This is a genomic window from Pseudoscardovia suis (assembly GCF_002797875.1).
In the GTDB taxonomy this organism is placed as follows: Bacteria; Actinomycetota; Actinomycetes; order Actinomycetales; family Bifidobacteriaceae; genus Pseudoscardovia; species Pseudoscardovia suis.
On sequence record NZ_PGFC01000001.1, the window covers coordinates 669999 to 690238 of the forward strand.

Annotated in this window: 14 protein-coding genes, 1 tRNA gene, 1 other RNA gene and 1 pseudogene; 3 read left to right on the forward strand and 14 right to left on the reverse strand. The window is 62.3% G+C overall.

Going from position 1 to position 20240, the window contains the following annotated elements; translation table 11 throughout:
* Nucleotides 1-59: 59 nt before the first annotated feature.
* A pseudogene (gene secA, locus CLV65_RS02515) lies at nt 60-2676 on the reverse strand (preprotein translocase subunit SecA); the annotation flags it as partial.
* A gap of 280 nt (nt 2677-2956) precedes the next feature.
* A complete protein-coding gene (gene hpf / locus CLV65_RS02520; RefSeq protein ID WP_094691791.1) occupies nt 2957-3616 on the reverse strand; it encodes a ribosome hibernation-promoting factor, HPF/YfiA family in 660 nt (219 codons plus the stop codon).
* Nucleotides 3617-3839: 223 nt separating this feature from the next.
* Here hpf and rnpB point away from each other — a divergent pair.
* An RNA gene (rnpB, locus tag CLV65_RS02525) (RNase P RNA component class A) lies at nt 3840-4187 on the forward strand.
* 161 nt (nt 4188-4348) lie between these two features.
* Here the strand turns inward: rnpB and CLV65_RS09000 are convergent.
* The 10 genes from CLV65_RS09000 to CLV65_RS02575 form a co-directional block, all read right to left on the reverse strand.
* Nucleotides 4349-5359, reverse strand: coding sequence for a regulatory protein RecX (locus tag CLV65_RS09000; protein WP_244569215.1), 1011 nt, complete (start codon nt 5357-5359; stop codon nt 4349-4351).
* Between the two features lie 40 nt (nt 5360-5399).
* Nucleotides 5400-6626: a recombinase RecA gene (recA, locus tag CLV65_RS02535; RefSeq protein WP_094691792.1), complete on the reverse strand. Its 1227-nt coding sequence runs from the start codon at nt 6624-6626 to the stop codon at nt 5400-5402.
* Between the two features lie 332 nt (nt 6627-6958).
* On the reverse strand, nt 6959-7192 hold the full coding sequence (locus tag CLV65_RS02540; protein ID WP_094691862.1) for a DUF3046 domain-containing protein: 234 nt from the start codon (nt 7190-7192) through the stop codon (nt 6959-6961).
* A 9-nt stretch (nt 7193-7201) separates the two neighbouring features.
* Nucleotides 7202-7777, reverse strand: coding sequence for a helix-turn-helix domain-containing protein (locus CLV65_RS02545; RefSeq protein ID WP_094691793.1), 576 nt, complete (start codon nt 7775-7777; stop codon nt 7202-7204).
* A gap of 319 nt (nt 7778-8096) precedes the next feature.
* Nucleotides 8097-8654: a CinA family protein gene (locus tag CLV65_RS02550; RefSeq protein ID WP_244569216.1), complete on the reverse strand. Its 558-nt coding sequence runs from the start codon at nt 8652-8654 to the stop codon at nt 8097-8099.
* Nucleotides 8655-8666: 12 nt separating this feature from the next.
* Nucleotides 8667-9311, reverse strand: a complete 645-nt coding sequence (pgsA, locus tag CLV65_RS02555) for a CDP-diacylglycerol--glycerol-3-phosphate 3-phosphatidyltransferase (protein WP_094691794.1) — start codon at nt 9309-9311, stop codon at nt 8667-8669.
* 237 nt (nt 9312-9548) lie between these two features.
* On the reverse strand, nt 9549-12584 hold the full coding sequence (locus CLV65_RS02560; protein ID WP_094691795.1) for an FtsK/SpoIIIE family DNA translocase: 3036 nt from the start codon (nt 12582-12584) through the stop codon (nt 9549-9551).
* A gap of 89 nt (nt 12585-12673) precedes the next feature.
* Nucleotides 12674-13753 carry a tRNA (adenosine(37)-N6)-dimethylallyltransferase MiaA gene (gene miaA / locus CLV65_RS02565; protein ID WP_094691796.1) on the reverse strand — a complete coding sequence of 360 codons (1080 nt, stop codon included), beginning with the start codon at nt 13751-13753 and terminating at the stop codon, nt 12674-12676.
* Nucleotides 13737-15203: a tRNA (N6-isopentenyl adenosine(37)-C2)-methylthiotransferase MiaB gene (gene miaB, locus CLV65_RS02570; RefSeq protein ID WP_169713397.1), complete on the reverse strand. Its 1467-nt coding sequence runs from the start codon at nt 15201-15203 to the stop codon at nt 13737-13739. The genes miaA and miaB overlap by 17 nt, the downstream gene beginning before the upstream one ends.
* Nucleotides 15204-15276: 73 nt before the next feature.
* Nucleotides 15277-15837: a DUF3592 domain-containing protein gene (locus tag CLV65_RS02575; protein WP_094691797.1), complete on the reverse strand. Its 561-nt coding sequence runs from the start codon at nt 15835-15837 to the stop codon at nt 15277-15279.
* Nucleotides 15838-16154: 317 nt separating this feature from the next.
* Between CLV65_RS02575 and CLV65_RS02580 the strand changes: the two genes are divergently transcribed.
* Nucleotides 16155-16227 (forward strand) — tRNA-Gly (locus tag CLV65_RS02580).
* A gap of 143 nt (nt 16228-16370) precedes the next feature.
* Here CLV65_RS02580 and CLV65_RS02585 read toward each other — a convergent pair.
* The gene (locus CLV65_RS02585; RefSeq protein ID WP_157847198.1) at nt 16371-17483 is read right to left on the reverse strand and encodes a TetR/AcrR family transcriptional regulator; all 1113 of its coding nucleotides are present in this window, start codon (nt 17481-17483) and stop codon (nt 16371-16373) included.
* 585 nt (nt 17484-18068) lie between these two features.
* On the opposite strand from CLV65_RS02585, the gene CLV65_RS02590 reads away from it, so the two are divergent.
* The gene (locus tag CLV65_RS02590; RefSeq protein ID WP_094691799.1) at nt 18069-19244 is read left to right on the forward strand and encodes a LysR family transcriptional regulator; all 1176 of its coding nucleotides are present in this window, start codon (nt 18069-18071) and stop codon (nt 19242-19244) included.
* A gap of 166 nt (nt 19245-19410) precedes the next feature.
* Here CLV65_RS02590 and nrdG read toward each other — a convergent pair whose 3' ends face one another.
* A complete protein-coding gene (gene nrdG / locus CLV65_RS02595) occupies nt 19411-20238 on the reverse strand; it encodes an anaerobic ribonucleoside-triphosphate reductase activating protein (protein ID WP_244569218.1) in 828 nt (275 codons plus the stop codon).
* Nucleotides 20239-20240: the final 2 nt, after the last annotated feature.

The window sequence follows — 20240 nt, forward strand, 5'->3', positions numbered from 1 at the left end:
GTACTGCACGTCGCCGCTATGCTTGGACTCTTCGAACAGGCGCTCAATCTGCTCGGTGGTCATGTGGAACAGCAGCTCGATGGACTCTTCCTTGATGGCCTCGACCATGTGGTTGTACATGGTGTAGCCTTCGCGCTGGTATTCGACCAGCGGGTCGCGCTGGCCCATGCCACGCAGGCCGATGCCGTCCTTGAGGTAATCCATCTCGTAGAGGTGTTCGCGCCACTTGCGGTCGAGCGTGGCGAGCACGACCTTGCGTTCGGCTTCGCGCAGGGCGTCGGAACCCACGGTCGCTTCGATCTGGTCGTAGACGTCCTTGGCGTTCTCGATGTAGGTGTCGGCGATGAAACGACGCGCCTTGTCACCCTTGAGGGCCTTGGCATGCTTGGACTTCTGGGAGTCGTCGTCCTTCTTGTCCTCGGCTTCAGCAGTCGTATCAGCGTCCTGTGCGTCCTTCGCATCATCCGCATCATCGGCCGTTTTCGCAGCAGCGTCGTCGGCGGACTTGATGCCGAGGGCCGCGTAGATGTCGTCGAGGTCCACGCCTTCGACGGAGCAGATCTTGGCAAGGTTGGAATGCAGCTCAGCGAGGTTCCAATCCTGAGGCTTGTCGGAGCCCTTGGTCGCCTCGCGCACGTACGTGCGAATCGTCTCTTCGATGAACAGCTGGATGTCTTCCGACAGATCCGCGCCCTTGAGCACGATCTGGCGCTCGTCGTAGATGACGGTGCGCTGCTTGTTCATCACATCGTCGTACTTGAGCACGTTCTTTCGGATTTCGAAGTTGCGCGATTCGACGGCCTTCTGCGCATTGCGCACGCCCTTGGACACGGTCTTGGACTCGATGGGCTCGCCTTCCGGATAGCCCTTCTGCATGACGCGTGCGACGAGCTGCGTGTTGAACAGGCGCATCAGGTTGTCTTCCAGCGACAGGTAGAAGCGGGATTCGCCCGGATCGCCCTGACGGCCGGAACGACCGCGCAGCTGGTTGTCGATGCGGCGGGATTCGTGGCGTTCGGTGCCAAGCACGTACAGACCGCCGAGCTTGCGCACCTCTTCCTTCTCTTCCTTGGCCTGCTCCTCGATCTGGGCGAGGGTGGACTTCCACTTGGCCTCGTATTCGTCCTGATCGGGCGACAGGCCTTCTTCGCGCAGCTTCTGGTCGGCGAGGAACTCGACGTTGCCGCCGAGCATGATATCGGTACCGCGGCCTGCCATGTTCGTGGCGACGGTGACGGCGCCCTTGCGGCCGGCGACGGCGACGATGGCGGCTTCCTTCTCATGGTGCTTGGCGTTGAGCACCTGATGGGGCACGTTGACCGCGGTGAGCAGGTTGCTCACGAGTTCGGAGGATTCGACGGACGCGGTGCCGAGCAGCACCGGCTGTCCCTTTTCGTAACGCTTCTTGACGTCATGGACGATGGCGTTGAGCTTTTCCTTCTTCGTGCGGTACACGAGGTCGTCCTGGTCCTTGCGGATCATCGGCCTATTCGTTGGGATCGGGATGACGCCCAGCTTATAGGTGTTCATGAACTCGGCCGCTTCGGTTTCTGCGGTGCCGGTCATGCCTGCAAGCTTGTCGTACATGCGGAAGTAGTTCTGCAGCGTGATGGTGGCGAACGTCTGGTTCTCGGGCTTGACCTCGACGCCTTCCTTCGCCTCGATCGCCTGGTGCAGGCCTTCGTTGTAGCGGCGGCCCGGGAGCACACGGCCTGTGTGTTCGTCGACGATGAGGACCTCGCCGTTGGTGACGACGTAATCCTTGTCGCGCAGGAACAGCTCCTTGGCCTTGATGGCGTTGTTCAGGTAGCCGATGAGAGCGGTGTTGCTCGGCTCATACAGGTTGTCGATGCCCAGGTAGTCCTCGACCTTGGCGATGCCTGCATCGAGGATGCCGATGGTCTTCTTCTTCTCATCGACCTCGTAATCCTCGTCTCGCTTGAGCTTGGGCACGAGGCGGGCGAACTGACGGTACCAGCGGGTGACGCCGCCTTCGGCGGGGCCGGAGATGATCAACGGGGTGCGGGCTTCATCAATGAGGATGGAGTCGACCTCATCGACGATGGCGTAATGGTGGCCGCGCTGCACGAGTTCGGACTTGTCCCACGCCATGTTGTCGCGCAGGTAGTCGAAGCCGAATTCGTTGTTGGTGCCGTAGGTGATGTCGCAATCGTATTGCTTGCGGCGTTCCGCGGGCTTCTGGCCGGTGATGATGCAGCCGGTGGTCATGCCCAGGAAGCGGAAGACGCGGCCCATGAGGTCGGACTGGTAGCTCGCCAGGTAGTCGTTGACGGTCACGACGTGCACGCCTTCGCCACTCAGTGCATTAAGGTACGCGGGAAGCGTGGCGACAAGCGTCTTGCCTTCACCGGTCTTCATCTCGGCGATGTTGCCCCAGTGAAGCGCTGCGCCGCCCATGAGCTGCACATCGAAGTGACGCAGGCCCAGCACGCGGTTGGATGCCTCTCGCACCGTTGCGAATGCCTCGGGCATGAGCTTGTCGATGTCCTCGCCCTTCTCCAGGCGTTCGCGCAACTTGCCCGTCTGCCCACGAAGCTCATCATCGTCAAGCTTCTTGATTTCGGGTTCGAGCTTGTCAGTCTCGTCAGCCACCCCCTTGAGCTTGCGAAGCTGAGCGCCTTCACCCACACGCAGGACCTTGTCCAGAATTGTCACGTCTTACTCCTCGGACTAGCAAGCTGCCCCGGCGTTGCGGCGCCGGTGCCTTGGTTTACACAAACTTATTTCATAATACGCGCCCGACAAGAAAACACCTACAAAATAGCCATAAGCGCAATCCTGCAAAACGCATTTGCCTAGACATGACGATGCCCCGCACGAAGCGGGGCATCGCATTCAAATCATCTCATCTCATTCAAAGATCGTGGCACGGGTCCATGGCATGGGGTTCATTCGCACGCCCCGAGCCCTGTGCCTTAATGGGAATCGGTGGGATTCACTTCTTCTTGGCGACGTTCTCCGGGGTGTCGATCTCGAACACGCCGTAGCTCCAGCCGTGACGATGGTAGACAACGGACGGACGGTTCGTCTCCTTGTTCACGAACAGGAAGAAATCATGTCCGATGAGTTCCATCTCGTACAGCGCCTCGTCGATGGACATGGGCTCTGCCAGATGCAGCTTGCGGCGGATGACGATCGGGGTATCGCCCACCTTGACTTCGACGGACTCGCCGGGGCCAAGGTCGCCGGCGACAGCGTCATCGGCACTGTTGTTCGGCTCTGCTTCCGGTTCTTCGACAACGGGCGCCGCTTCGACCGGACCCTCATCGACGATCTCGGTGTAGCCGCGGCGATGGTCCTTGCGGCGATCGCGCATACGGCGCAGACGGAGGGTGAGCTTGTCCAGGGCGATGTCGAGTGCGCTGAACTCATCGCTGCTCGAAGCTTCGGCGCGCACAACGGTACGGCCGGCAATCACGGTGATTTCCACGCGCTTGGCGGTATCGGCCTGGCGCGGGTTGCCCTCATGGGACAGCACGATCTGCGCACGCTCCGCATCCGGGGCGATGGCAGTGACACGGTTCATCTTGGTCTCAACAACGTCACGGAACTTCTGCTTCACCTGCGTGTGGCGACCGGTAACGACGATTTCCATGATGGACCTCCTTTGTGTAGGGTAGCGACCCGAAGGTCGCTTCGGACATTTAGCGATCGGCCTCTTTGCCAACCTGTAACCCCCATAATAACCCAAATTTCACGAATGTCACTTTACGTTCAATCTCGGGCGTGGCTTATTGAACCGGGCTGGCGCCGCTCATTCTGGGATTCTCGCCTCGCGTCACCCACGGTCGGTCTGCACCTTCCCGTAGGGTGAACGCAGAGACCCCGCGATGGCCGCGGCGAAAGCTGAGGAACTTCCGGGCTCCGCAGAGCACGATGGCGGATAACGTCCGCCCAGGGTGACCTGAGAGATAGCGCAGCAGAGAACAGACCGCCCGCTTCGGCGAGCAAGGGTGAAACGGCGGTGCAAGAGACCACCGGACCCCCGGTAACGGCGGGTCGCATGGCAAGCCTCATCGGGAGCAAGGTCAAGCAGAAGGCGTTACGTGCTGCTCGCACAGCCTTCGGGTAGGCCGCTAGAGCCTGGCGGTGACGTCAGGTCGAGATGGATGGCCATCCGTCTGCCCAGCAGACGACAGAACCCGGGGTATGCGGGGTCTCTTCCACTTCTATTCCGCGATGAGCATTCGGCAATATCGCCCTTCGGCGGCATCGGCATTCCGCGACACAGGCATTGGTGACACCGGGATTCCGCGACATGTGATGCCGGCGTGCATTTCTGTGATGCTGATGCACATTCCCGTGATGCTGTGGCAACCGGGCTGCGTCAGGATTCGTCGATCAAGTAGCGGTCGGCCGCCGCGCGAAGATCCTGTGGCGAATGCCCCTTCCGCCCGCCTGCCGACCAAAACCTGCGCAGACGCGTCTCACGGTCCAATCCTTGCGTGCGGCGAGCTGTCTTCTGTGCAAGCTCATCCGCCGCCACGGCAAAACGTCCGGCATCCTCAGCATCCTGCACCGCATCATGGGCGATGCGCCGAGGAACGCCTTTGCGCAGCAACTCGCGCTCCGTGCCTCTGGCCCCCAGCAAACGCCCCAGGCAATGCTCCACCAATCCGCGCGCATAAGCTTGGTCGTCAAGCAATCCGACACGAATCAAATTGCCCACGACCCTTTCGACAACAGACGGGTCATAGCCTTTGCCCAGAAGACGCTCCTGCATATCGCGCACCGAGCGAGCCGACGCATCGAGAAGCCTCAGCGCCGCCTCCTGGCATTTATCCAAATCATGCGCGCGGTCTTCACTCTTGCCGAGGGTACGCGGAGCTCCATCCGTATCGTGACCGCCCGTCATGCGGTTTTCTGCGCCTTGCCAAGAACCAGCGCCGCGACGGCGACGGGTATGCCCGCCTCGCCCCTGGCGCCAGCCTCGCGATGAGTCCGCCGACGGCCGCGCCCATTCCTTTGTGGCGGACCCTCCAAAGGAACCCCTCGAGCGCAACAGGCTCCTGCTCGGCTGCGCAGCAGACGCCTCACAGTCACTGCCTTCGCCATCGGCTTCCCCGGCACTGGATTCCACAGTGCCAAATTCCCCTGTGCCGGATTCCCCAGCGCCGGGTTCCTTGGAATCAGCCTCCTTGAAGTCAGTTCCCTCGGAATAGGCTTCCTCGGAATTAGCCTTCTCAGGGTTGACCCTCTCGATGCCCGGCCTGTCATCACAGTCTCTCGCGGCAGCACTTTCTTTGCCGGTGACTGCCGTATCCGTTAAGGGCACGGCAGGGTCGCATACCCGAGGGTCTACTCCCCTGCCGCGAAGAAATTCCTCTGCTGAAATCATGCCAGTGTCAAAATCACGCCAATGATGGGATCACGCCGGATCATGCTTCGGCGGCCTTGGCTGCGGAATCTGCGCCAGCGGGCTTTGCAGCCGCAGCCCCCGCATCCTGTCCCTTGCTGGTGGTACCGGCGGTAGCCGCGTTGGCTTTGGCCGCGGAGGCCGCGTCTCCGTCCTTCTTCGGTGAATCGGCATCCTCAGCCTCGGGCTCGGAGATGAGACCGTAGGCGACGCGAATCTGACGCTCCAGATCATCGCAGATCTGAGGATTCTCCTTGAGATAGAGGCGGCACTTCTCACGGCCCTGCCCCAGCTGGTCACCGTTGGCGAGCGTGAACCACGAACCAGACTTGCGAATGAGGTCGCATTCCAACCCCATGTCGAGGATGCTGCCTTCGCGGCTGATGCCCTCGCCATACAGCACGTCGAATTCGGCGGACTTGAAGGGAGGAGCCATCTTGTTCTTGACGACCTTGACACGGGTGCGGCTACCGATGGCCGAATCGCCGTCCTTGATCGTCTGGATGCGACGGATGTCCATGCGCACGGACGAGTAGAACTTCAAAGCCATGCCGCCGGTCGTCGTCTCGGGGTTGCCGAAGAACACGCCGATCTTCTCACGAAGCTGGTTGATGAAAATGGCCATCGTGTTGGTCTGGGCGAGCGCCGGCGTGAGCTTGCGCAAAGCCTGGCTCATGAGTCGCGCCTGCAGGCCCACGTGGCTGTCTCCCATGTCGCCTTCGATCTCGGCCTTGGGGACGAGCGCCGCGACGGAATCGATGACGATGACGTCAAGCGCACCGGAACGCACGAGCATGTCGGCGATCTCGAGTGCTTGTTCGCCGTTGTCCGGCTGGGACACGATGAGCTGATCGGTGTCAACGCCCAGCTTGCGTGCATACTCGGGATCAAGGGCGTGCTCAGCGTCAATGAACGCCGCCACACCACCGCCTCGCTGGGCATTGGCGACGACATGCAGCGCAAGGGTGGTCTTGCCGGACGATTCCGGACCGTAGATCTCCACGACCCTTCCGCGGGGCAAGCCGCCGATGCCCAAGGCAAGATCCAACGCGATGGATCCGGTGGGGATGACGTCTACCTGCTGGTGCGGGTGATCCCCCAGACGCATGACAGCGCCTTTGCCGTAGCTTTTCTCCACTTGCTGAAGCGCCGTGGCGAGAGCCGCCGCGCGATTGTCCTGAGGCTTTCCGCCGCTCTTCTTGGCGGTTTGCGCAACCTTGGGCGCGGATTTTGCAGCCTGTGCAGCCATTGGGTCTCCTATTCCTGTTTCATGCGGTGGTTAGCCGCTCCGGTCCATCGCCGAAGACGGTAATGGACAGGGTACGCTCATCCGGCTTCACCGCACGGCCTTTATGGCAAATGGGGATAAAATCGGGTCTCGGTGCGCACCTGCGAACCAACTGCGCACAAGTATAGTCGAACAGTTGTTCGAATCCAATCGACACGCCGAAGAAAAATCAAAGCCTGATGGCACCAAGGCACCATCAGGCATCGGTATGTCTCATGCATCTCACCGCACATCACATCCACCGCCGGTGTGCATGCCACCGTCGGAGGGCATGCACGAGACCGACCAGCGGGTCAGCGTGCGGGCATGGGCGGAGCATTGTGGTCCTTGCCCCAGCGCCGGGAATCCGGGATGTCCATCTGATCGCACAGCACGTTCCACACGACTCGCGGCTCTTCCCCGTCGGCAAGGGCCTCCACCACCGTGCGGTCATTCAGCTTGAACAGACGCTGGTCCCGTGACAGCGACCTGCCGTAGCTTCTTCCGAAAACCTCTTCGAGAAGTTCCCAGAACTCCCGTTCGCGCATCGACATGAATCAACGCCGAGCCGAGGAATCGACATGGGCGGCGCCGGACTGCTCGGCACGGGCGACACGCTCGGCAATCATCGTGAGCACTTCGGAAAGCTTGACTCCCAGCGCCTGGGTGATGGAGACGAGCAACTCGGAGCTGGCCTCCTTCTGGCCGCGCTCGACTTCCGACAGGTATCCAAGCGACACGCCGGCCTTCTGGGAGACCTCGCGAAGCGTCTTGTGGTCGGACGTGCGCAGCTCGCGCAGCACCTCGCCTTGGATCTTGCGCAGCGAGAACATGGAGTCGGACGGCGCCGGCTCCGCGACGGAACGCGCCTGCACCTGCGGCGCCGTCTCCGTCGCCTCGGCGTTCACGCCCTTCTCCCAGTTGAGCCTCGCCTGCTCGCGCTCCTCCCTGATGCGGCGGTTGCGCTGGGCGAGGAGAATCTGCTGGCGGCGCATTTCAATAGCGCGCCTCTGCTCGGGGGTGAGCTCACGGGTCATGCGGCTGGCGGCGACGGACTCCTTCGCCGCAGCAGCGCGCATGGCTTCCTCCTGCTGTGCATTCCTCGTCTGCATCACATTGAGCGTATTCATCATGTGTACCCCCGTTCCTTTCGTTGTATCCGTGATTGTTCGCACCGGCCGCGTCACCAGGCCGGCATTGTCGTTATGCGTTCTCGTAAGCTCCTTCCAAGCTTTTTCTTGTCGCTACACAGTATACCAAAACTTGAGTGTCAGTATCAAAACTTGAGTGTCGATATAGCAAGTTTTTGTATTTGGTTACCATATCACATACCGGCGCGACACACCATGCCGTTATGCAAACATATGGGGAAATGCGAGCAAACTCACATTTCCCCTGTGCTTCCAGTTCCACGCTGGCATGGGCGCACGCAATGCGCATGCGGATCGGGCTTCACAGCCCCAAGCGCCCGGCAAGCGACTCCAGCACATGGAGCACCACGCCGCGTCGCACCTGTTCACGCGTGCCGCTGAGATGAAGCTCTTCCGCCTGGGCATCCAGGCCATGGGGCTCTGGCAGCGCGAACCCTACATAGACCAGGCCGGCGGGTTTGTTCCCATCCGGCCCCGGGCCGGCCACACCGGTGGTCGACAGGCCGATGACACAACCGCGTCGCGAGGCCGGCACGGAATACGCGGCGACCGCACCCACTGCCATCTGCTTGGCGACGTCGGGATGCACCGCGCCCTCCCGTTCCAGCAGCGCGGAATCCACGCCCAGGATGTGTGCCTTGGCGGCGATCGCATAGGTGACGGCGGAACCCAGGAACACGTCGGACGCTCCCGGGATCCGCACGAAGGCATCGGCCAGCAGACCGCCTGTCAACGATTCGGCGCTGCAGATGAACAGGCCTCGGGTGCGGCAGGCGTCTTCGATTCGCTTGGCCAGATCGTCGCATTCGGCGCGTTGTGATTCCATGGATTGCGCCTCGTCCTCATGCTCTAGTGACATAGACCCTTCCTTTCACGCCTTTCGGCCGAAACCGCCCGCCCGCTTCACTTGCGCCACATATACGCCGCCTGAATACAGGCACAGCACGAGTGCGACGAGCACGACCGCATACGACAGCCAGTAATAGAACCCTTCGAATCCCGTGTTGCCTCCCACCAGGCTCCACATGGGGAAGATGACCATGCCCAGGCCGATGCATTCGAACAGGGTCTTGAGCTTGCCGGCATGGTTGGCTGCGATGACCGAGCCGCCGGTATCGATGACGAAGAAGCGCATGATGGTGATGCCCAGCTCCCTGATGAGGAACAGCGCGGTGATGACCCAGCCTCCCGGGTTGAGTTCGCCGAAGGCGGCGAGCATCACCAGCGCACCGCACACAAGCAGCTTGTCGGCGATCGGGTCGAGCAGCTTGCCCAGTTCGGTCACCTTGTTGTATTTGCGAGCCAGATACCCGTCAAGCTTGTCGCTGATTGCCGCGAGGACGAACAGCACGAACGCAGCCCACCGCGCACCGATGCCGCGCGAGCCGTCCGGGCCACCGATCCCCAGCATGATGAGGAACACGACGACGAGCGCTATCCTGCCCATCGTGACGAAATTGGGAACGGTGCGCCATCCGTCCAACAAGGACGGACGATTTGATTGCTGCTGTGCCATCGTTGTCTCCTGCCTGCGAAATCCGTGAGAACCTGCCTGAGCGAAGCGGCCGAGGTTTCCTCTTCGTGAAGGTTTCCTCTTCGTGAAGGTTTCTTCTTCGAATCCCGTGCGGTCGTTTCACCACCGATTAGACACTATCACCTTCAGAGCGCAACGCTGTCACGCGATGCTGTCACATGCCACCATGCAACGCTGTCACGCGACTACGCATATCGGCCACGCGCATGCAAAGAGGACTCAGTAATCCGCATCCGCCCCGCCATAGGACCCGTAGTCCGCGTACGCGTCCGCCGGTGGCTCCTCGTCATCCGGCCGTCCTGATGCACCGCCGAAACCGTCAGCCGAGCCCACCGAGGCGTCGGCGCTGCTGTCATCGCCCTCCAGCGAATCCGATTCGCCGCGTATGAACGCGAGCACCTGGGGCAGATCGTCGGGCTTGACGAGCACCTCACGCGCCTTCGAGCCTTCGGAGGGACCCACGACACCGCGGGATTCCAGCAGGTCCATGATGCGCCCCGCCCTGGCGAATCCCAGATGCAGCTTGCGCTGGAGCATGGACGTGGAGCCGAATCCCGAGGTCACCACAAGGCGGGCGGCTTCGAGCAGCTCGTCCATGTCGCCGCCGATGTCCTCGGTCGCCTGCGCCTGCGCTTCCTTCTTGTCGGCCTGTTCGGCCATCTGGGTGATGTCCTGCCGGTATGCGGGCTTGCGCTGGTGGCGCACGAAGTCCACGACCTTGCGGATCTCGGATTCCGAGACCCACGATCCTTGCACGCGGGTGGGTTTGCTGGCTCCCATCGGCAGGAACAGAGCATCGCCCTGGCCGATGAGCGTCTCGGCGCCGATGGAGTCGAGGATGACGCGCGAATCCGTGGCGGAGGACGTCGCGAAGGCAAGGCGGGACGGGATGTTGGCCTTGATGAGGCCCGTCACGACGTTCACGGACGGCCTTTGCGTGGCGAGCACGAGATGGATGCCTGCGGCTCGGGCGAGCTGGGTGATGCGCTGGATGGAGTCCTCGACCTCGTTCTTGGCGACCATCATGAGGTCGGCCATCTCGTCGACCACGACGACCAAATACGGGTACGGTGCGACCTTGCGCTTGGAACCGGCGGGCGCATGCACCTTTCCGGCGCGCACCGCCTCGTTAAAGTCCTTGATATGACGGTAGCCGAAGAAGCTCAGGTCGTCGTAACGCGACTCCATCTCCTTGACCACCCATTCGAGCGCCTGGGAGGCCCGCTTGGGCGAGGTGATGATGGGCGTGAGCAGATGTGGGATGCCCGCGTACGCCGACAGTTCCACGCGCTTGGGGTCCACAAGGATCAGGCGCACCTGCTCGGGGGTGGCGCGCATGATGAGCGAGACGAGCATGGAGTTGATGAAGCTCGACTTACCCGATCCCGTGGCGCCTGCCACCAGCAGATGAGGCATTTTCGTCAGGTCGCATTTGACGAAACGGCCTTCGATGTCTTTGCCGACGCCGCACAGCATGGGGTTGGGGTCGTTGCGCATGATGTCGCTGCGCAGCACATCCCCCAGATGCACGATCTCGCGGTCTGCGTTGGGGATTTCGACGCCGATCGCGGATTTCCCGGGGATCGGCGAGATGATGCGCACATCCGAGCTGGCGACCGAATAAGCGATGTTCTTGCGCAGGCTCGTGACCTTCTCGACCTTGACGCCGGGACCGAGCTCGACCTCGTATTGCGTGACGGAGGGTCCGCGGAGGAATCCGACGACCTTCGCATCCACGTCGAACTGTTCGAACGTGGAATTGAGCGCGGCGATGATGCGATCGTTCTCCTGGGTGCGGGCGGCGTGTGGCTTGCCATGCTCCAAAATCTCCGGATCAGGCAGCACATAAGGCGGCAGCATATGCTCGGGAACCGAGGCGCCATTCCCCGATTCGGCGTTCGCCTGGACGATGCCGGCAGCCTGGCCGGCGGCATCGTCAGCGTTCGTCTCTTCGTCGGAGCCGTATGCGCCTCCCGTGTGTTCCGGGGACCCCGCCTGACCCTGCGGCGCCTGCTGGGCTTGCTGAGCGCGCTGCGCAACGGCGGCGATAGGCCGCGCGCTGCCTTCGACGCCTTGGTCCCGGATCACCATCGGATGCGTGGCGTCGTCATAGTCCTCGTCCGTTGTCCCCTGTGCCGTCGGAGTCCCGTCGCCGAATTCCTGCCAGGGATCCTCGCCGCTCACATCCTGTACATCATCGCCCGCTGCAACGGCACGTCGCGGAGCCACACTCTGGCGCCTGTCAATGTCGTCAGCATCCGCCGCATGGTCGAAAGCTTGATCGGCAGCATAGGAATCCAGGGAATCGTCCGCCGAGTCCTTGCCACGGCGACGGAACCACTTCTTCCAGAACGGTTCGCGACGGGCAGGGGTGCTCTCGCCGGCGCCGTCCTCATCAGTGCCGTCATGGGAAGGCACGCCTTCTGCGAACTGCATCGTCCCGTCGCCCACGCGCACTTCGTTGGGGAATTGCTCACCGTCGTCAGCGTCACCATCGGCCGCTCCATCCGTGGAGTCGCCGATGAACGCGGTCTTGAGCTGGCTGAACTTGTCAGGAAGCTCCTCGACATGGGTATTGGCGATCATGAGGATCGCGAACAGCCCGATCACGACGAACACGATGATGGCGAACGGTTTCGACAGCCCCCAGCTCAAGGGACTGCCCAGGATGAAGCCGAAGAGCCCGCCCGCTTTCTGAAGCGTCTCGATATGGAACTCGCGGTCTCCGGAAGCCATCGCCGCATCCAGTATGGAGCAGATGGACCACATGAGCAGGCCCCAGCCGCACAGGACCCGTGGATTGTTGGAATTACGGCCCGCGTTACGAAACAGCCTCAACGCCACGATGACGAACAGGACCGGAAGCACCACCGACATGACGCCGAACAGCGCTGACGAGCAATAGTGGAGGGCGCGTCCCAGCCAGCCGTCCACGCGGAACCATTCCGACGCGATGAACAGCACGGCGAACACCAGCAGCATGAAGCACAGGCCGTCACGACGGTAGCTCTCGTCGTACTCCCCCACTCCTGTCAGGGAGCGGACCGTGTAGCCGAGGGCGCGCGGAACCGCCAGCAGCGCCTTGCGCCACCACGGTTCGACATAGGTCATCTCCTCGTCCTCGGCAGGGTCTCGACGCGAGCTTCGCCCGCCCGACCTGGGCGTCGAAGCCTGCGAGGACTCAGCGGATGAAGCGTTTGACGAGCGCCTGGGGGCGGATTCCCCCGGCCTGCGGGAAGATGAACTACGTGCCATAACGGCTCAAGGATACCAAACCCCCGAGCCGTTGTGGAGGGCACCCCGCGCGGCCGTGCTGACGCGAATCTTTACAAACGCATCCCTTATTACGATTGCACACGCGCCTGCAGACGCGTCGTATGCAGCTGGCCCAGGTGATGCTGCACGTATTCGTCCGCTTGGGAGTCGATGGCGTCGTAATCGCCCGCGTCGGCGTGATGCACAATCTGCACCGCGCGTTCCACCAGCCCTTCGCTCGCCGCGGTCAGCCAATGGATGCGGGGGTCGCGCCCGAACCATCCCATCTGCTTGCGCGCAAGGCGCTTGGTGTGCTGGGCGATGTCGGCGAACGCCTCGTCCTCGCTCATCAATCCGTCAAGGTAATCAGCAATCTGCTGGTATCCGAGCGCACGGGCGGCGGTGGGCCCCAGCCGCGGGCGCATGCGGACGACCTCGTCGACGAAACCCTCGTCACGCATCTGCTGGGTGCGGGCGTCGATGCGTTCGTCCAGCTGCTCGCGGGGCATGTCCAGCCCGATTTGCACGGAGGGAATCACATACCGGTAACGCGGCAGCATGGAGGAATACGGCCGGCCGGTCAGTTCGATGACTTCCAGCGCCCGCACCGTGCGACGCGTGTTGTGCGGGTCCATGTGCTCGGCTGCCTCAGGGTCTCGCCGCTGCAGCTCGTCGAACATCGCCTGCCCGCCTATCTCGTCGGCCTGCCGTTCAAGGCGTTCCCTCACCTGCGGGTCGGTGGGCGGGAAGCTGATGTCGTCGATGGCGGCGCGGGCATAGAGCCCGGAGCCTCCCACGAGAATCGGCCGCACTCCCCTGTCTTGCAGCTGGCTGATGCATTGGCGCGCCATCTGTTGGAACAGCGCAACGGACATGGTGTCCTGCGGGTCCATGCAATCGAGAAGATGATGGGACACTTGGGCACGTTCGGCGGCGGTGGGCTTGGCCGTGCCGATGTCCATGCCGCGGTACATCTGGTAGGCGTCGGCGTTAACGATTTCGCAAGGCGTGCCATCGGCCTGTTCCAGCGCCTTGGCGAGCGCGATGCCCAGGCTCGTCTTGCCGCTCGCGGTGGGGCCGACGATGGAGACGACCCGGCGGCCGGACGGTCCGGCGGAGGCTGCCGAACCAACTGCCGTGATTGGATTCGCATCAGTGACGGACGGCATACGTCTGCCCCTTCGACGGATCCGGATCGGCGATGAGGTCGTGCGCGGCGGCATGGGTGACGGTGGCGGTCACGAAATCGCCGACCTTCGGGATGGGCTGGCCATCCGGCACGCCCACGTGCACCAGCACGCCGGTTTTCTCACGCCCGGTGACACGGTGGGTCTGCGAATCTTTCTTGCCGCTTTGGCCGGTGACGAGCACTTCCACGTCCTTGCCTTCGAATTCCTTCATGCGCGCGGCGGTGATGGATTCCTGCACTTCATGGAGGCGGTCGAAACGGTCCTGCACCACATCATGCGGCACTTGCTCCATCGAAGCGGCGGGGGTGCCGGGGCGCGGGGAATAGATGAACGTGTAGGCACTGGAGAACTGCGCCTGGCGCACGACGTCCAGCGTGCGTTGGAAATCCTCCTCGGTCTCGCCGGGGAACCCCACGATGATGTCGGTGCTGATCTGGGCGTCCGGCATGGCGGTGCGCACTTTCTCGAGAATCGACAGGAACCGTTCGGAACGGTAGCTGCGGCGCATTGCCCGGAGTATGCGGTCGGAGCCGGATTGCAGCGGCATGTGCAGCTGGTGCATGACGTTGGGGGTGCTCGCCATCGCGTCGATGACGTCATCGGTGAACGCCGCGGGATGCGGGGACGTGAAGCGCACGCGCTCCAGCCCTTCGATCGAACCGCAGGCGCGCAGCAGCTTGGAGAACGCGTATCGGTCTCCGCTGGCGTAGCCATACGAGTTGACATTCTGCCCCAGAAGCGTCACTTCCTTGGCGCCGGCATCCACGCAGCGGCGGATCTCCGCCAGCACATCGCCGGGGCGACGGTCGCGTTCCCTGCCGCGCACCGACGGGACGATGCAGAACGTGCACGTGTTGTTGCAGCCGACGGATATGGCCACCCACGAGCTGATGCGCGAACCGCGCTCCACCGGCAGGTCGGAGGGGAAATATTGCACGGAATCCAGGTCGGAATACACCTCGACTTGGGAGCCGGCGCCTTCTCTCGCGGCGTCGAGCATGCCCGGCAGCTGGGCGATGTTCTTCGTGCCGAACACCGCGTCGACCCAAGGGGCGCGGCGCACGATGCGCTCGCGGTCCTTTTGCGCCATGCAGCCGCCGACCGCGATCTGAAGCCTGGGATTGGTGCGCTTGAGCTGCGCCCACAGGCCGATCGTGCCATACATGCGTTCGGTGGCGTTTTCGCGCACGGCGCACGTGTTGAGCACAATCAGGTCCACGTCCTTGCGGGCGGCCTGCTCGGCGGTGGCCGGCACATAGCCGTCTGCCTCAAGGACGCCGGCTATTCGTTCGGAATCATGCACGTTCATCTGGCAGCCCAGCGTGTGGATGGAGAACACGCCCTTGCCTCTGTCGCTGCCATTGTGGACGCCGTGGCTCTGGGGGAAAATCCCTGTGCGTTCGGCACCGGTCATCATGTCTTCGTTCATGTCTCCCGATGATACCGATACCTCACGGCGGAACGCCAGAGCCCGCGGGGCTTCGCGCCGGCGCCACGAACGCTTACCACAGCAGCGAGATGAAAGCGAAGATGGCCGACGCCACGAGCTCGATCACTCCAAGGAACAGGAAGACCTTCGCGAACGACGACGTGGCGGGCACCCGGATCACGTAGGAGCGCGATGGCTTGGCAGGGTCGTAGTGGACGTCCACGCCGGTGCCGACTGGGAACGGTTCGCGCATCGCGTTGCCCGCGGCATGGGGGTCGTCGGCGATTTCGTAGACGCACAGGTCCTCGGGAAGGTCATGGATGTCCGTGATGTTGGTCAGCGGATGCCCGTGGGCGCAGTCGCCGCTCAGGGTGCGCGCCCGGTAGGAGGCGAACGTCGGACCGGTGACGGTGTATTCGGCGCCGTCCACGCGGTAAGCGACGACGGGAAGGAACGTGGAACCCGTCACCTGTTTGCTCGTGGAGTATCCGCTCACGCGGCCCTGCGCCCGGCTCGTGCACTGCGCTCGAAGCTGGGAATCCCTGCGTCGCATGTAAACGGCGGGAATGAACGAAATGATGGACGCGGCAAGCAGTATGCCCGCCAAGGACAGCAGGAAGACGCTGGGAGTCATGGCATGCCTTTCGTTGGCGTTACGGGGAGGCGGCGATGACGGATGCCACCGATGCGATGGGCGGCCCGACGTGCGCGCCTGCGCATCACCTTATGCGCAAGTCCACGTTACACGCTCAGGAAGTCCAAGGAATCACGGTTCAGCAGGTTTCCCGATGAGTGAAAACGCAGATAACAGGCATGGATTCGCTTGTGTTTGCACGATTGGAGCGAGGCATGCCGGATGCACGAGACAATGCAGCGACACGCGGGACTCGCCGAGTTTTGCGCAATCGGCAATCCATGCTATGCTTTCTTCTCGTTGCGCTGATGCGCATCGCGGACATAGCTTAGTTGGTAAAGCGCGACCTTGCCAAGGTCGAGACCGCGGGTTCGAGTCCCGTTGTCCGCTCCCCTACGGCCTTGCGATATGGTTCGCAAGGCCTTTTCTTTTCTCAGGAACCCCGCATAGGCAGCCCCTGCAAGCCCCGGACAGTCAAGCCCCGGGCAGTTCCGAAAGCTTGGCAAACTCAGGCGAACTTCGGCAAGGGTCGATCAGTCGAACCAATCGGGCGGGCTGACTTGATCGCGCGACGAGGTATCCCCGTGCGCCCGAGCGGCCGGCTCCCGATGTGACCGTGCAGCCGCCGTGCCCTGTGCCGCGGCACCGGCATCAGTGTCGGCATTACCATCGGCATCACTGGCATTGCCACTGGCGTCACCGTCCCTCGCACCCGTGCCGCCTGCGACACCCACGCCAATTCCGGCATCCGCGTCATCGTCCGCGCCGTCATCCAAGACATCCCCGCCCGCATCGACGCCAGACACTTCGTCACTCATACCACTGGCATCGATCGACTCATCAGGCTCCAAATACAGCCCATACGCCGCTTGGTAGATCTGGGTGAGGCGATCGGCTGTGGATTCCTCGTTCCCGCGCAGCCTGTGGGTCAGGTAGTCGGAAATCACCGTCATCGTCAGTTCACTGGTGAAGTCCACGTAGCGGCGCAACGCTTCGTTGCTGCAACCCGTCGTGCGTGCCACCTGTTCATAGAGCACAGGCACGGAATTGTTGCGCATGACGGCCATTAGGCTGCGCCTGTTGGCGTCATTGGGCACAAAGATGCGTTCGAGCAGCAGGCGGGAATCGTCATCCACCTTGCCCATGAGCAGCAGCAGGTATGTGTGAGGATTGCGCGGATCTGCATAGGGACTGATCTCACGCAAGTTGGAACGCACGCGCCGCACGACCACCGATACGAAGTCTTTGAGCAGCTCGTCGGTGGAGGAATAATGCGCATAGAACGTGTTGCGCGCGAGGTTGGCGCGACGCATCACTTCCGTCACGGTGATGCGTGAGAACGATTGCTCGCGAATCAGATGCGCGAATGCATCGGTGATCATGTTGACCGAACGCAATGCGTTGCGATTTGCCGTGCCGCCTTCCTTGCGATGCGCGATTTGCCGTCGTCGTCTTTCATTGCTGCCCAGTGAATTCCACACCCCAGCGGAAAGACCGCCGCATCCCTCCTTTGGCTCATCATCGCCCAGACCGAACAATAGCGGAAAGACCGATGCCGCTCCCCGATCCGGCTGTGTCACATCCATTGCTGCATAGCGCCCCGCATCGCCGTGATACGGCAGTGCATTCATCTGTGCAAACTCCATACCATCCATCTCCCGGTTTGGCGCACTCCATGTGGTTTGGCGCACTCCATGTTGTCCGGCGCACTCCATGCTGTCCGGAACCCATCCCAGATACAGCGACGCCGTGATTTTCGCATCATGCAAAACACCTGCATATGCGGAGCATTCAGGGGGAACGCAACATCGCGCCAAGCTCTTGCGTGCCACCATGATATAACGTGACACGCGGCATAAAGTTACCTGAATGCATACATGCACAACTTGCCCACATATGAGCACGGCATGCGCGCACGACACACCGAGAGCGCCATTCTTTTCGACAATCGCTTTGCAATTGACCACGCCCTTGAATAAAATGGTGGTGTGATCAGCGGCGAATCTGATTGGTTCCTTTCTCTCCCTCACCAACGCCGTCTGACACCGGGTACGTGCGGGTTCCGTGAGGCGATTCTCTTCCCATCTATCCCCGACTCACCGAGCCCAAGTCCATGCTTCATGCTGGACACACCCCCGAGAAATCCGGGGCGCCCCCTATCCCTAGGGCGCCCCCTCTTTTTTCTTTAGCGGCCTCTGCCCGAGGTATCCGTCTGCCGGAAGGAGCGCGCCATGGAACTCAAACAGCTGCAGTACTTCTACGACGTGCTGCGATTGCACAGCTTCACCGCCGCCGCGCGCAACAACCATGTCTCGCAATCGGCGGTATCGCAAAAAATCAAGGCCCTCGAAACAGAGATGGGAGTGCCGCTGCTCCATCGCAACGGCCGGGAATTCACCGCCACCGCCGCGGGAACGAAACTGTATGAATATGCCAACGCCATCCTCTCGGCATCCGAGCAAGCGGTGAAGGATGTGCGCAAGGCCGCCGCCGGGCAGGAACTGCCCCGCTTCACAATCGGCATGATCGCCGCGACGACGTTCTGGGAGCCGGTTGCGGCCGCTCAGATATTCCTGCAGCGCCACCCGCAGTCCAACATCGCCGTGCTGTATGGCACCAACCAGCAGCTGCAACAGTCTCTGCTCAATCACAGCATTGACATCGCCTTCGCGGACAATTCCGTGCACTTCGCCGACTACTACCAGACGCACACCGTGCGGCGCACATACATCGGCGTCGAAACGGCACGCAGCGTGCTCGCCGCCCTGCCGTCCGCCACGCTCATGCCTCCTTTGGAAGAGGTGACCAGCACCGCGCTGTCCGACGTGCCGTGCATCCTGCAACCGCCCGCGACACCGCTGTCGGGCACATCACAGGACGAGGGGGCATCCGAGCAAACAGCCATGGAACCTGCAGGTGTCGAATCGCTTTCCATGACGTATCCTTCGCGATTTCCCCAAGCCGCGCATCACGCGTCCGATGACGCGCCCATGCACACCAGGCAGCTCGCCGACGGCACGAACGCGCTCGTCAGCAATATGCGCAGCGTCATCCCCTCCTCCCCCGACATGGATGAACGCCTACGCCCCGAACCCACCCGCACGATGATCCAATCAGTGCTCAACCAGTGCATGCATGAACTGTTCGGGCTCACCTCGCCCGTTGTCTACGCAAGCACTTCCCGTCAGGTGCACGCGCTCACGGCGATAGGCCGCGGCTACACGCTCTTTGAATCAAGCGAACCAATCAACCCTCAGGGCGCAATAATCCGCCGAGTTCCGCTTGTCGACAAGAACGGACCGGTGGTCCGAGAATTCCATCTGGTGACGCTTAAATCCGACTCCCAGCCCGCGACAAGCGAATACAGCAGAATTCTCGAGCAACTCCTCACCGACACAAAGGTGTGACGGACCGCACCACGCAATCAGACTGCACCACGCAATAAGGGCACGCGCCCATGCATACCCACGCACCCATGCGACAGTGCCAGCGTGGCAGTGCCAGCGTGACAGTGCCACGCAGACCCCGCCGTGCCGGCCGCCAGCCGGCGAGGGGCGTGCCTTGCCTGCCTTGTTAGGAGGCATCCCCCTCGCCTGCCGCGCGATCCTTGCCGTAGATGTCGGGAATGAAACGATGCTGGTCGTGCAGTTTCTTCCAAATCACAGGCGTGCCTTGCGCCAGCGAAGCCTGCACATCAATGACACGCTGGTTGGACGAGCCGCGGAACTGCAGGAGCGAATCCTTGAGACCGGCGATGTAACGGCCGTCCACCAACACGTCTATCTCATCGAGCAACTCACGCTTGTCCGGGGTCTCCCCCGGCCTCATGAGCTCCTCCCACGTGTAACCGGTCCAGCTCCAAATGTCTTTCGAGTGACCGTATTCCTCACGCACGCGGCGCACAAGACGCAGGAGCATGGGGGTGTTAAGGAACGGCTCGCCGCCCAGAAGCGTAAGTCCCTGAATATAGGCGGGCGCCAGGTCGGCGACGATGGCATCCTCCAACTCGTCTGTGTAGGGATGCCCGGCTTGGAAATCCCAGATGGACGAGTTGTAGCACCCTTCGCATCGGAATGGGCAGCCGGCGACGTACACGGAGTTGCGGATTCCTTCGCCGTCCGTGACGACCATGCGCTTGTAATCCGCCACGATGTCGTGGCTGAGCTTGAGTCCGTCCCACTGGCCCGCCGCCGGGTTGTTGCTGTGGGCGAAAGGCACGCACGGGCCGCGGCCGACCTCGCCTTCGGCGAAGTCATGCCACGATGCCCTGTGCCGTGCCTCGGCGCGTGACGCCGAGCCCGCCCCAGTCTTGTGGAAGGTGTCGGAGGCCGCCCTTCCCGATTGTGCGGCGTCGGCGTCACCCTGCATGGCGGGTTGAGTGGAATCTGAAGTGGAATCCATGC